20 protein-coding genes are annotated in these 12,373 nt (G+C 36.5%); 6 read left to right on the top strand and 14 right to left on the bottom strand.

Annotated features, from left to right (window positions below; genetic code table 11):
- Positions 1–49 precede the first annotated feature (49 nt).
- The 3 genes from rpmF to JCM19034_RS23000 all read right to left on the bottom strand — a co-directional run bounded on the left by rpmF (position 50) and on the right by JCM19034_RS23000 (position 815).
- Positions 50–223 carry a 50S ribosomal protein L32 gene (rpmF, locus tag JCM19034_RS07390; protein ID WP_062048537.1) on the bottom strand — a complete coding sequence of 58 codons (174 nt, stop codon included), beginning with the start codon at positions 221–223 and terminating at the stop codon, positions 50–52.
- Positions 224–297: 74 nt separating this feature from the next.
- Positions 298–480 (bottom strand): YceD family protein, encoded by a 183-nt coding sequence (locus JCM19034_RS23005; RefSeq protein WP_231686864.1) that lies wholly within the window; start codon positions 478–480, stop codon positions 298–300.
- A gap of 5 nt (positions 481–485) precedes the next feature.
- Positions 486–815: a DUF177 domain-containing protein gene (locus JCM19034_RS23000; protein WP_231686863.1), complete on the bottom strand. Its 330-nt coding sequence runs from the start codon at positions 813–815 to the stop codon at positions 486–488.
- 162 nt (positions 816–977) lie between these two features.
- Between JCM19034_RS23000 and JCM19034_RS07380 the strand changes: the two genes are divergently transcribed.
- A complete protein-coding gene (locus JCM19034_RS07380; protein ID WP_062048535.1) occupies positions 978–2,189 on the top strand; it encodes a nucleotidyltransferase in 1,212 nt (403 codons plus the stop codon).
- Between the two features lie 69 nt (positions 2,190–2,258).
- Here the strand turns inward: JCM19034_RS07380 and JCM19034_RS07375 are convergent, their stop codons facing one another.
- The gene (locus JCM19034_RS07375; RefSeq protein ID WP_062048533.1) at positions 2,259–3,299 is read right to left on the bottom strand and encodes a SepM family pheromone-processing serine protease; all 1,041 of its coding nucleotides are present in this window, start codon (positions 3,297–3,299) and stop codon (positions 2,259–2,261) included.
- A 6-nt stretch (positions 3,300–3,305) separates the two neighbouring features.
- Positions 3,306–4,094: a patatin-like phospholipase family protein gene (locus JCM19034_RS07370; protein WP_062048531.1), complete on the bottom strand. Its 789-nt coding sequence runs from the start codon at positions 4,092–4,094 to the stop codon at positions 3,306–3,308.
- A 128-nt stretch (positions 4,095–4,222) separates the two neighbouring features.
- Here JCM19034_RS07370 and ylbJ point away from each other — a divergent pair, with 128 nt between their 5' ends.
- The gene (ylbJ, locus tag JCM19034_RS07365) at positions 4,223–5,431 is read left to right on the top strand and encodes a sporulation integral membrane protein YlbJ (protein ID WP_062048793.1); all 1,209 of its coding nucleotides are present in this window, start codon (positions 4,223–4,225) and stop codon (positions 5,429–5,431) included.
- A gap of 69 nt (positions 5,432–5,500) precedes the next feature.
- On the opposite strand, the gene coaD is transcribed toward ylbJ, so the two are convergent.
- Both coaD and rsmD read right to left on the bottom strand, forming a co-directional pair.
- Positions 5,501–5,986: a pantetheine-phosphate adenylyltransferase gene (gene coaD, locus JCM19034_RS07360; RefSeq protein ID WP_062048529.1), complete on the bottom strand. Its 486-nt coding sequence runs from the start codon at positions 5,984–5,986 to the stop codon at positions 5,501–5,503.
- Positions 5,987–6,006: 20 nt separating this feature from the next.
- On the bottom strand, positions 6,007–6,564 hold the full coding sequence (gene rsmD / locus JCM19034_RS07355; protein ID WP_062048526.1) for a 16S rRNA (guanine(966)-N(2))-methyltransferase RsmD: 558 nt from the start codon (positions 6,562–6,564) through the stop codon (positions 6,007–6,009).
- Between the two features lie 366 nt (positions 6,565–6,930).
- On the opposite strand from rsmD, the gene JCM19034_RS07350 reads away from it, so the two are divergent.
- Positions 6,931–7,320 (top strand): hypothetical protein, encoded by a 390-nt coding sequence (locus tag JCM19034_RS07350; protein ID WP_062048524.1) that lies wholly within the window; start codon positions 6,931–6,933, stop codon positions 7,318–7,320.
- 297 nt (positions 7,321–7,617) lie between these two features.
- Here the strand turns inward: JCM19034_RS07350 and JCM19034_RS07345 are convergent, their stop codons facing one another.
- Both JCM19034_RS07345 and JCM19034_RS07340 read right to left on the bottom strand, forming a co-directional pair.
- Positions 7,618–7,896 carry a YlbG family protein gene (locus tag JCM19034_RS07345; RefSeq protein WP_062048522.1) on the bottom strand — a complete coding sequence of 93 codons (279 nt, stop codon included), beginning with the start codon at positions 7,894–7,896 and terminating at the stop codon, positions 7,618–7,620.
- A gap of 81 nt (positions 7,897–7,977) precedes the next feature.
- A complete protein-coding gene (locus tag JCM19034_RS07340) occupies positions 7,978–8,415 on the bottom strand; it encodes a YlbF family regulator (RefSeq protein WP_062048520.1) in 438 nt (145 codons plus the stop codon).
- A 190-nt stretch (positions 8,416–8,605) separates the two neighbouring features.
- Here JCM19034_RS07340 and JCM19034_RS24715 point away from each other — a divergent pair, with 190 nt between their 5' ends.
- Together JCM19034_RS24715 and JCM19034_RS07335 are read left to right on the top strand one after the other, a co-directional pair.
- On the top strand, positions 8,606–8,764 hold the full coding sequence (locus JCM19034_RS24715) for a hypothetical protein (protein ID WP_370621844.1): 159 nt from the start codon (positions 8,606–8,608) through the stop codon (positions 8,762–8,764).
- Complete coding sequence (locus tag JCM19034_RS07335; RefSeq protein ID WP_370621843.1) at positions 8,761–9,378, top strand: RimK family alpha-L-glutamate ligase; 618 nt, start codon at positions 8,761–8,763, stop codon at positions 9,376–9,378. Before JCM19034_RS24715 ends, JCM19034_RS07335 begins: the two co-directional genes overlap by 4 nt.
- On the opposite strand, the gene JCM19034_RS21655 is transcribed toward JCM19034_RS07335, so the two are convergent.
- The 5 genes from JCM19034_RS21655 to JCM19034_RS07315 form a co-directional block, all read right to left on the bottom strand.
- Positions 9,365–9,523 (bottom strand): hypothetical protein, encoded by a 159-nt coding sequence (locus JCM19034_RS21655; RefSeq protein WP_156323911.1) that lies wholly within the window; start codon positions 9,521–9,523, stop codon positions 9,365–9,367. The genes JCM19034_RS07335 and JCM19034_RS21655 overlap by 14 nt on opposite strands.
- Positions 9,510–9,782 carry a hypothetical protein gene (locus JCM19034_RS07330; RefSeq protein WP_062048518.1) on the bottom strand — a complete coding sequence of 91 codons (273 nt, stop codon included), beginning with the start codon at positions 9,780–9,782 and terminating at the stop codon, positions 9,510–9,512. The genes JCM19034_RS21655 and JCM19034_RS07330 overlap by 14 nt, the downstream gene beginning before the upstream one ends.
- A 127-nt stretch (positions 9,783–9,909) precedes the next feature.
- On the bottom strand, positions 9,910–10,149 hold the full coding sequence (locus tag JCM19034_RS07325) for a YlbE-like family protein (RefSeq protein ID WP_062048516.1): 240 nt from the start codon (positions 10,147–10,149) through the stop codon (positions 9,910–9,912).
- Complete coding sequence (locus JCM19034_RS07320) at positions 10,118–10,594, bottom strand: YlbD family protein (protein WP_062048514.1); 477 nt, start codon at positions 10,592–10,594, stop codon at positions 10,118–10,120. The genes JCM19034_RS07325 and JCM19034_RS07320 overlap by 32 nt, the downstream gene beginning before the upstream one ends.
- 63 nt (positions 10,595–10,657) lie before the next feature.
- Positions 10,658–11,788, bottom strand: coding sequence for a CAP domain-containing protein (locus tag JCM19034_RS07315; protein WP_082393838.1), 1,131 nt, complete (start codon positions 11,786–11,788; stop codon positions 10,658–10,660).
- A gap of 153 nt (positions 11,789–11,941) precedes the next feature.
- Here JCM19034_RS07315 and JCM19034_RS07310 point away from each other — a divergent pair, with 153 nt between their 5' ends.
- Positions 11,942–12,298, top strand: coding sequence for a YugN family protein (locus tag JCM19034_RS07310; protein WP_062048510.1), 357 nt, complete (start codon positions 11,942–11,944; stop codon positions 12,296–12,298).
- Positions 12,299–12,373: the final 75 nt, after the last annotated feature.

Here is a 12,373-nt window from a genome sequence, read left to right as displayed (position 1 = left end):
CAAAAAAAGACGAAAAAGGATGATCCTTTTCGTCTTTTCTTCAAAACAATTATTTACTTACAACATCTCGGCCTTTGTATGTGCCACACTCTTTACAAATACGGTGAGCGAGCTTTAATTCCCCACACTCAGGACATTTAACCATTCCAGGTACTGCTAACTTAATGTGAGTACGACGCTTATTTTTACGAGTTTTAGATGTTCTTCTAAAAGGTACCGCCATCATTCCCACCTCCTTATAGAACTATAAATTATAATAAAAATGAAGGTTCGACCTATTGTCGGTACTTCCATTTCCTACTCTTTTTCAAAAAACTTGGCAAGATCCGCTAAACGAGGATCAATGCGATTTTCCTTTTTCTCTTCTGTAACTAATTCCCAATGCTTTCCTTCTGGTGGTGCAATTGGTTTAGAAACGTTCTCAGCAAACACTTGAATCGGTATTTCTAATAACACAGCTTCTTCGATAACAGGTTTCAAATCAACTATTTCTCCCTCAAAAAATGAATATCTTCTTGATCAACATCAGCTGTCACGTAATCATTCTTCGGATGAAATTGACGGATCACATCAAGGTTAATTGGAAATTCAACATCAGCCAACGTTCTCGAACATGGCAAAACGAGTGTCCCAGAAATGTGCATCGTAAAGGTTAAGAGTGAACCTTTATACAACAATTCTCCCTTTACTCTAATTGGAGAAACATCACGAATTTCATTATTACTATTCATTATATTTGAAAGCTCAATCGTTTCATCGAATGTAAATGGTTTATGTTTAGCAACTTGGAGTTGCTGCAGAGACCATTTCAACATGTTGATCACCTCTAAAACAACAAGATTAAGTATATCTCTACCTTATTTGAATGTCAATCTTTTTCTTTACACACAAATACTTGTTTTATACATGACGTTTATTGTAGCATGACAAAAAGGGTAAGTAAAGCAGATGTCTCAATTCATTAAGGGGGTAACAAAATGCGAGCTGTTGGAATTATTGTAGAGTACAATCCATTTCATAATGGACACCTTTACCAATTAAGACAAGCTAAAAAAGATAGCAATGCTGACATTGTCATTGTCGTTATGAGTGCAACCTTTTTACAAAGAGGGGAGCCCGCATTCGTATCTAAATGGGCTCGAACTGAAATGGCACTAGCAAATGGTGCTGATATCGTTATAGAATTACCTTATGCTTTCTCTTGTCAAAAAGCCGAACAATTTGCCAATGGTGCAATACAAATTTTATCTGAAATTGCGGCACATTCCATTCACTTTGGCAGTGAAGCAGGAAACATTGCTCCTTTTTATGAATTAGTCGAAGCAATCAAACGCGATCAACCGACAATTGACAAATACGTCAAGCAATATATACAAAAAGGAGTTAGCTATCCTCGTGCTTTTTCAAATGCTTTACAGCAAGTGAATCAACAAACCACATTGTCATTAACTGAACCTAATAATATTTTAGGCTACCATTATATTAAAGCAATTATGGAACAAAATAGCGTCCTAAAAGCATCTACGACAAAACGAGTACAAGCTCATTATCACGACAAAACGATTGGTTTAGGTAGGATTGCAAGTGCAACAAGCATCCGTGAATCAATAAAAAAAGGCATGCAAATTGAAGATATCGCACATACACTACCACAATCAACAGCTCAAATCCTTCAATCCTATTTTCACTTGAATAAAACATATCATACATGGAATCTTTATTTTCCATTTTTACAATATAAAATCATCTCTTCAACTCACGAACAATTAAAGCAAATTTACGAATGTGAAGAAGGACTTGAATATCGTTTAAAAGAAACGATCCAGCATACGTACACTTTTGATGATTGGATGAATCAAATGAAAACGAAACGTTATACTAGAACGAGGTTACAACGTCTCGCTAGCCATATATTAACGAATACAACGAAAGAAGAAATGCACCAGGCGTATTCAGAAGGGCTTTCCTATATTCAATTATTAGGTTTCAGTGCACAAGGACAACTTTATTTGAAACAAACAAGGAAAGAAAGAGAAGTCCCGTTATTAACAAAAAGAGCAAATGCTAAAGGGACAATTTCTGACCTAGAAAAAAAAGCCTCGCGAATTTACACTCAACCACTTTCTAAGCATGCAAGAGAAAAGGCAATAGCCCAAGAATTTGGTGCTCCTATTCAAAGAAGATCTTAATATGAATTCTTTCAAATACAACCGTAAAAATGCCTAAGCGGATTTCTCCGTTTAGGCATTTTTTACTTATTACGGTAACGAATTGAGAAAGTCCAAAGCCTCCTGAAAAGAATCAACCGGAATAATTTCCATCTCGGTACCGATATCTTCTGCTGCAGCTAATGCTTCTTCATAGTTTGAATTTTCCGCTCCTTTTTCATATGGAGCAAAAAAATACTCTGCTCCTGCCTTGTCTGCAGCTAATACTTTTTGATGTGCTCCGCCAATACGACCTACAACACCACTTTCTGAAATTGTTCCTGTTCCTGCTATATGATATCCTTTTGTTATGTCCTCTTCTGTCAACTGGTTATACATTTCTAAGGAAAACATGAGTCCTGCTGATGGTCCGCCAATTTGACTCGTATCAATCTTCACATTCGGATCGACAACAAGCGTACGATCGGTTACAGGAGCTGAAATTCCAATTCCAACTCGTCCTTCTGGTGCCCCCATTATTTCGGGAAAAGCGGCAAATCCTAATTCAAGCAATAGCGTTTCTTCATCACGCTTAATGGTCAGCTCAACGGTTTCGTCCACATTTTTTTCACTTAGCATATGTATTAATTCTTCAGCCGCTCGCACTTCCTCATCGTTTACTTTAAGTATTCGATCGCCTACGTTAAGAATTCCATCTGCTGGCATATCCTCGATAATTTGTGTAACAATCACGCCATGATAATCGTATTCGATTTTCTTTTTTGCTGATTCATAAGCGACAATCATAGCCGTTTCCTGAGAGCTGTTCATAGCCATAAGTTGACGATGATGATATTCTTCATCACTTTCACCTTCTAGACGGATTTGATCTTCATGATACAACAAACGATATGGACTTAAAAACGACCATCCATAAAAAAGCAAATTTGCTTTACCCATTTGCACGGTCGTAAGCATAAAGGACCCTTCCTCTTCAAATCCATTTTCTACCTCTATCACTTCACTTAAAACTTTAGCATCACCTGGCTGTGAATAGTAGTAAGGAAGTGGGAAAAAATTGATTACGAGTAGGATCAGAATAAGGATCACCCACCTTTTACTTAAAAAGGGCTTTGTTTTTTCAGGTTTCATCAATAGTTAACACTCCCTCCACGTAGCTATTGTCTTTTTGATTTCCTCAATTTGTTCTCTAGCTGCTTCTTCTCCGCTTTTAATGAGATTATCAATTTCCGTAAAAGCTAACGGGTTAACCTGCCTAGCTATCGGTCTAATCATAAATGTACTCTCCATTTCTTGGGCTCGAACTAGTTCTCGTGTCATAATATCCATACTTTGGACCATAATATCATAAATCGATTTCATTTTTGCCGTTTGTTTTAAATAAGATACATCTACGGCAATCGTAATGTCTGCCCCTTTTTCTTTTAGAGCCAATACTGGAACACGGTCGATTACCCCACCATCTACCAACGTTCTTCCTTCAATCACTTCAGGTACAAATATGCCTGGAATAGCGATACTTGCACGGACGATAGAAGCTATGTCTCCTTTTTCAAATAACACCCGCTCCCCATTAGTAATATCTGTCGCTACGACTACCATTTTTGGGGTTAGCTCTTCTAATTTCTTTCCTTTTGCTAACAAGCGAATGAGATTTTTTACTTTTTTTCCCGCAATTAGTCCCATTCTCGGAATGATAAAATCAACAAAATATTTCCTTCTAAACATAGTTGCAAAACGATGGATTTGTTCTGGTGAATGGCCAACGGCGTAAAGACAACCTATAAGAGCTCCCATGCTACTTCCTGACATCACATCAATCGGGATGTTTTCTTCTTCTAATACTTTTAAAACCCCAATATGAGCAAGTCCTCTAGAGCCACCAGAACCTAGTGCTAACCCTATTTTCGGACGATTTCCCACCATACATCCCCTCTTTCAATTCTATTTTTATTTACTTAGAAATGATATGGTCTAATATTCATCCGTATACGTATAGTTATAGAGTAGGACAACTCGTCTAATTGCAAGGGGGATATATAGTGCCATTATCAATGACAAAGTCTATCGTACTCGCTTTAGTTAGCTTATTACTTGCTGCTTCTTTAATGATTTTTCCTAAAGAGGTGCTCGAAGCTTCCGTTCGTGGGATGCAAATGTGGTGGAATGTCGTTTTTCCTTCCTTGTTGCCTTTTTTTATTGTCTCTGAACTTCTAATCGGATTTGGTGTTGTTTCGTTCATTGGTGCCCTACTCGAACCGCTCATGCGCCCATTATTTCGTGTTCCTGGTACTGGCGGATTTGTATGGGCTATGGGATTAGCATCAGGTTATCCCGCAGGGGCTAAACTGACCGCAAGACTTAGACAAGAAAAAAAACTAACACAAGTGGAAGCTGAAAGGCTCGTTTCATTTACAAACTCTTCTAACCCACTTTTTATATTCGGTGCAATTGCAGTCGGTTTTTTTCATGACGCTACTCTAGGTCTATTGCTAGCATTATCACACTATTTAGGTAATATCGTTGTTGGAATATGTATGAGATTCCATGGGAACAAACAAGAAAAAGCTTCAACCGAAAAGAGACAAACAAAAACGTGGAAGCAAGCATTTACCCTTATGCACGAAGAACGTGTTCGTGACGGAAGACCTCTTGGAAAATTATTAGGTGATGCAGCACAATCCTCGATCCGCACATTACTAATGATCGGTGGATTTATCATTTTATTTTCGGTACTAAATACGATATTGAGTCTCGTTGGAATTACGAGTGCAGTCGCAGCACTTTTTTCTGTTATACTTGCGATTTTCCACATCCCAAGCTCCTTAAGTTACCCACTTATTTCAGGGTTATTTGAAATTACGTTAGGAGCTAAGCTAGCAAGTGAATCTCAATCTACTCTTTTTCAACAAGTCATTGTGACGAGTTTCTTTTTAGCTTTTAGTGGTTTTTCCGTTCAAGCACAAGTAGCAAGTATATTAGCAGATACTGATATTCGCTTCAAACCTTTTTTTATTGCTCGACTATTTCACGGCGTATTTGCAGCCAGTTTTGCCTATTTATTATGGGATCCTCTTTATCAGCAACACTTAACAGAAAACGGACAAACATATGCTATTGCCGTTTTTATGTATGAGTATTCCGTGCCGTGGTTTTATAGTGCATGGGAGCTGCTCGTCCAATATGGATTTATGATAACTTTCCTTGCACTAACTATTTATTTGCTTATATTACTAAGAAAAACACGGAACAGCTTAACATAATACGTTCATATTCATTCACTGTAGGCAGTGTATTCTTTCTTTAAAAAAGAGTGGAGATTTCCACTCTTTTTATTGATGATTAAATTTCTTCCGTAAAGCACGTTCAACACATTCTGGTACTAATCCAGATATATCCCCATTATATTTGGCAACTTCTTTCACGATACTTGAGCTTAAATATGAAAATTGGTGATTCGTCATCATAAAAAACGTTTCTATTTCAGGCCCAAGCTTTTTATTAATCGAAGCGACTTGCATCTCATATTCGAAGTCGGAAACGGCACGTAAGCCACGGATAATGGTTTTGGCTTTTCTTTTCTTCATGTATTCAATTAAAAGACCATCAAAAGTCTCAACTATTACATTTGGAATATGAGAAGTTGCTTCTTCAATTAACTCAACTCTTTCATCAGTAGAAAACAGAGGTTCCTTATTACGATTATGTAAGATAGCCACAATCACCTCATCAAACACATGCGAGCCACGTGTAATAATATCAAGGTGTCCATATGTAATTGGATCAAAGCTACCTGAGCATACAGCAATATTTGCCATTGTTTGACTCCTTTTTGTCTTTATTGTTCCTCATATTGGAAAATTAATATTTTCGTATCACCATACACTTCTTTTTTTACACATTCTAATGTTGAAACAGTACCTTCAATTAGTGTATTCGCTCCACATTCACAAACGATCATACCATTCTCGTTTAGCAAATGGAAATCCGCAATGATACTAAGCTCAGATTCAAGCTTCTGCTTCGCATATGGAGGATCTAAAAAAATCAGATCAAAGGAACGATTACGTTTAATTAATGCTTTAAGCGCACGATGAGCATCATTACGATACACTTCAGCTTGTTCGTTCAAGGAACAGCGGTGTAAATTTTCTTTTATAATTTCAATCGCTTTCTTATTTTGATCAACAAAGACAGCTTCATCCATTCCTCTACTTAAAGCTTCGATTCCGAGCCCACCTGTTCCAGCATATAAATCTAACGTCACACCCCCAGAAAAGAAAGGACCTACTATATTAAAGATTGCCTCTTTTACTTTATCTGTAGTTGGCCTTGTAGAAGAGCCTGGAACAGCTCTTAACGATAGACCTTTTTTTCTACCTGATATAATTCTCACATTACCACCTATATTCTATTTTATGTCTTAACATATTTTATCCTATTCTAACCGTTAAGAAAAGAAGGACCTAACGTTTTTCACTGCGCACCTTTTTGCTCTATAGATAGGAAATTTACAGTAAAATGTATGTATGAAAAAACAATATAGCGGACATACTTCAATTAGTAGCATTCACATATGTGTTGCTACAACCGCGGAGAAGGCTTACGTTTCCCCATAAGTTCTTCCTCCGGTTTCTCCTCTCCCATAGCCTTAGATACATACCGATGTATGTGTAAGGCACCTCGCAAGATTATTCTTGCGAGGATTTTTTTATTCGCTAGGATTAAGGAGAAACTAATTTTATAGAAAGAAGGAATGAGAATGATTCAACGATTTATTAAATTAGGGGAAGGTTATAATGATATTTATGAGTTAATCGAATTAGCACGAACGAATAAAAATCGTCTACATATGCTTTTACAATTAGATACAATCATTTCCGATCGTCCAATGTCTTCTATTGTTCTTATCTTACAGCCAGCAACTCCAGGGAAAATGATGCCGCTTTTCATATGTTTAGAAGGGATTGTAAGTCCAACCTATAAAGAAACGGAACGTTATCAGCTTATTACTTCACTAGCAGATGAGCTTAACACGACCATTCATCGTTTAGAAGTTAGGCCATCAAGTAGTTTTTCAGAAGAGGAATTGTATTTTCACTATTTAATCGGTGTCTTACGAATGAACAGGTATATTCCTCCTTTACAATAGGTTGTTTTCGCAATAGAAACGGATAAGGATGAAGTAAATTTATGAGTAATAACATAACATACAAGATCTTAAAAAACTGATAACATTGATACTAACAGTAGCAACGGTCTATATAATCATCTACGGAGCGACATTTATGATAGAAGTATTTGTAAAAGTGTGTAAGAGCTTGTATACAGTTGGTTATGAATTAGGTAGTTTTCTACGGGGGATTTTAGCTGGAAGAAACTAAACAGGGTTAAGTTTAGCTAGAATCATAAAAAAGAGCCAAAATACCCATTTTGGCTCTTTTTTCATCTATATACCCATTTTGTAATCGTATTCTTTTGCTTTATCTGGCTTTGCATTTTGGAAATCTGTATCGACAAAAGGTCGCATAGAAGGTTGGACATCACGGACAAAGTGAGTGTTTTGTAGTTTTTTCACAATCTCATCAACCTTTTCTTGATCGCAGTAAATAATGGCGTATTTCATTTTTTTCGAAACATAATATACATGACCAAATCGCCGAAGCTGTCGTACAAATTTTAATGATGTTAGCCAAATTGCAACACCTTGTCGCTTCCTTTCTAGCATAAAAGTAGGCTCTCCTTTAATGTTACGTTGATCGTTCTATTGTTAGTTTAGCATGCTTTTTCTTAAGCAACAATAGAGTTATTATTTACAACCACAACTCCCTGAAGCACATCCACCACTACACGACATTGAATCAAAAAAAGGATTGCCTGTTGGAACCTTTATCGTTTTTGAGACAGAATGAGCAATAATCTCACTAATTTCATTTAATAAGCTTTCTAATTCTCGTTCAGCTTTTTTAAACGACACAACCGAATCAGATAAGTCGACAGCTCTTTTCGCTTTCCTAATTTCCGTGGAAATTTTATCGTAATCAGGGTGGTATTTACCGAACCGCTGTACATCTTCATATTGTTCCTTCAATTGATTAAAAGTAGCAATAAGTGCTTGTGCTTCACCGTCTTGCTCTAATATTTTTTTTGCTTCTATATAATCATTATATGTTTCAGATTGAATAACGGCATTGGCTAACTCTTCTGCACCGTCTAACAACTCAATTGTAGACATTGTTGCTAGCATTTATAGCACCTCCTACTTCGTTTAGTATACCATGAAATAAATCAATCACAATATATGTGCACATCTTCTCATATTTTATTGACAGCAGATAATGCTAAGAATATAATTTTTCCATCTATACATTGATTTTCATTACAACATCTTTGCAACTAAATGTTCTACCTGACTATTTCTAAAGAGGTGCAAAAAATTGAATATCGTTACATTTAATCCATTTCGTACTATTGGCATTCCCGGCATTAAATATGTAAAACCTGAGCACATGTTTGAAGAACGAGATAAAATTGCTACAGCAGATATATGTTTATTCCCTGAAAATTGGCAAGTTAATGCACTTGTTTATGGATGAAGAAAAACATTTTCCCTAGTATTCAATCCATTCAACTAGGATTTAATAAAATTGAAGTGACAAGAGGGTTATGGAGTGTCGTACCGGAACATGTTCCGAAAACACTAATCTTAGGGAATAATCAGGAAAATGTTAATCGTGTTTTTGCTGAGTTTTCATTTCCGTTTGTTGCAAAAGAAATTCGCAGCTCAATGGGAAAAGGAGTATTTTTAATTAAAACACACGAACAATTTCATGAGTATGCTGAACAAAATCCGTATTTATATGTTCAAGAGTACCTCCCGATCGACCGTGACTTACGTGTGTGTGTTGTTGGTAATGATGTTATAACTGCATATTGGCGAATCAATCAATCGAATTCATTTCATAATAACGTTGCCAAAGGAGCCCACATTTCATTTGATGACATACCCGAAGCTGCACTTGAGCTTGTCCGCCATACAGCTAATCGTCTTGGAATTAATCATGCTGGGTTCGATTTAGTAGAAGTGGATGGACATTACTATTTTCTAGAGTTTAATACACTGTTTGGAAATCAAGGATTCCAACAACAAGGCATTTCGGTCGAGGGTTACATTTATCGTTATATTACTGAAATGTTTACTCAACCGTAATCGATAACACTTCCTCTAATCCTTCGTATGGAGTGTGATCATTTTGAATTACTTGGATTTTAATTTCATGATCTCCTTTAGGTAAATCTCGCATATAAAACGCTGGTTCAAAAACCGTTGCAATGTGTTCATCATCTACATACACTCGTAAATGCCTTCATTTTCTTGATGAAGGTTCCTACTGCTTCACGTTTAAATGAAAATCCAGTTAATTGGCACTCAACAAACAATTGACTTCCATCCAAATGATAGTCAACATCTAGGTGTAACGGATTTCCGGTTTCAATCGAAACAGATCCTACACTTAAAATTGGTTCAACAGTAATTGATTTGTTATTAGCAACTGCATGATTTGATAAAGACAATATAAACAGAATTGCAATAACTATTATATGACGTTTCATATTAACACCCCTTATTAGTATATCTTGTGCAAGACAAACAGTCCTATACGAGTGATTTCTTTATGTCTACTATTAAAAATAGCTTGATAAGAAGATGCCACTTATCAAGCTTTCACATTTATTATGTTCAAGTATTTTGCCCCATTTTTAACATTTCCATTACCATCATAATAAGACCTAATGATTCTTGCATTTTTTCAACTCTTTGAGGGAATGTCCGACCATAAAATTGATTTGCTTCTTTTTCTAACAGTGAGATTTGCGAAGGATCACGACTAAGCTTACGATACCAATTGGGATGTTGTCTAATAAATTGACGAAGCTCTGGCTGCTGTTCATATAGATATTGCTGCACTTCTAATCGCATCTCTTACACGACCTTTCTTAATCTCTTCGAAAAGAAAAGGATGATCATTCGGTTGCTGGTGCTTTTGATCCGGTTGTTTTTGAAAGGATTGAACCACATTTTGTACATTTCCAAGAACTGAGCTGAACTGGTTTAAATGTTGTTGTAGATCATCGAAATTCAACTTACTTACTAACCCCATAATTTGACCTAATGCATTGGTTGCTCCCGCATTCGTTGTTTCTTCTTGTTTTTCTTTATTATTCTCACTATTTTCACGATCTGGTTCCTTTTCGGTTGTCATATACGTGCTCCAATGTTCATGCTCTTCACCGAATACACTCCACTCTTCAAACAGTTCTTGTAATGATTTATTATTTTCACTTACCTCTTTTATAAGATGAGGATTTCTTCCCATAAATTCTTTAAACTGCAAAACTGATGGATGAAGTCCATTTTTGCTCATCTTATCACCACCTTAAACGCTCTTTTACTACTATATTATACGCAAGAGCCTAGTCCGAGGTGATCATTCATTTATGTTTGCCCATGGCGTCATAAAATTTTGTGTATAATAGTCTTGAAACACTCCGACACCAAGGTGAGTAAACTCTTCATGAAGTAAATTAACTCGATGCCCTTCACTATTCAGCCAACCTTCAACTGCTGCTAAACCATCCATATACATTGCTGCGATATTTTCACCTGCTAATCGAAAGCGAATGTCTTTACGATCAAAGCGATCATCTAGCTCGCCATATTCAGGCGATGTATGCGAAAAATATTCTTTTTCCTTCATTTCTCGGCTATGCTCATAAGCAACAACGGAAACATCCTCTTCCCATTTATAAGGTTCTAACCCGTGTCTAGCACGTATAACATTTGAATAGTCAAATATTTGCCTCGCTTCTCCTTTCTCAACTTCCTGCCATACCTCGTTAGATACAGTCGGTCTCTCAGGTGTCACTCCAATATAGGAAACCGAATAAGGCCTCATCTCTACTAACGTATCAGCATCTAAAACACGTATACTTGAAAGTTCGCCCGTAAACGTATCAAAGTAAAGCTGGACCCAATCTCCATCAACTTCAACTAATGGCCTCGAGGTTAGATCTTCATTACTCAATTGAAATTGATATTGACCTTTTGATGCTTTAACCTCTACTTGATTAGAAAAGGAAAAATACTCATCTAACTCCTCATACGTATCGGCAAACGAATAGAAAGAATCGATTAGATCACCAGCGGCGAATACCGTAACAACATGATCATCCTGTATTCCCATTTGCAAATAAGAAGTAGGTTTCTCATCATGCGGGTATATCCACCAATCATATGAATAAATAGCCTGATCAATTCGAACAGGCTCACCAAAACGCTCCATCACTTCACTACTTAAGAGACCAATTAACGATTGCTCATTACTATCTAGTTCCTCATTTTCATCTTCATGATCTACTGGGTCATCTTCAACGCTTTGTTCATCTTCTAACAATGGAACGTCTTCTATTTCGAAATCATCTGGTTCGCTTATCGGCTTACTCATCCGTTCATCTGACTCAATAATTAGAAAAAAAGAAGAAGACAAACGAGTATAGCCATAATCAGTAACTTCTTCATAGGGCACCTCAATTCTGTAATAAATAACTCCTATATTCATTCGATTTTCATATCGTTGTTCCTTCCTCTAAGGTTGTATCAATATGTCGAAACCAAATCTCCACAAAACATTCATGATTAAAGATTGCATCAATGCTTAATTCATACTATCATTAAAAGAGTACATATAAGATCAATTGGAGGCGGATTAACAGTGAGGTTTGATCACATTGAATTAGCTGATAAAGAATTACGATTTGAAACTCTCCGATATGCATGTGAATCAATTGGACTTGTTCACGCAGGTCAATGGGACTATGAACGTGTTATGTTCGATTATAAAATCGTAAACCAAGGAAACACTTATTATTTGCGAGTACCTGCATACGCTATTAAAGGGGAAATTCCAAAAGAGGACACGATTGTAAAACTAATGACACCAATTCTTGGTAAGCATTATTATCCACACGGTGTTGAGTATGAAGGTGAGGAGTTCCCACAACAAATTATTGATAAGTGTAATAAAAAGCTAGAGCTTCTTAAAGCGAATTTAGAATCAGAAGAAGAGTAAAAGGATGGCCAGCCATTCTTTTACTCTTCTTTACGCTCCCGTATCGTTACAATTCTTAAAGCTCCATTTTTAAGA

It is taken from the genome of Bacillus sp. JCM 19034, from assembly GCF_001310635.1.
Classification (GTDB): Bacteria; Bacillota; Bacilli; order Bacillales; family Bacillaceae_D; genus Halalkalibacter.
The sequence above is the reverse complement of the archived record's forward strand: the minus strand, read 5'-3'. Positions and strand labels throughout refer to the sequence as shown.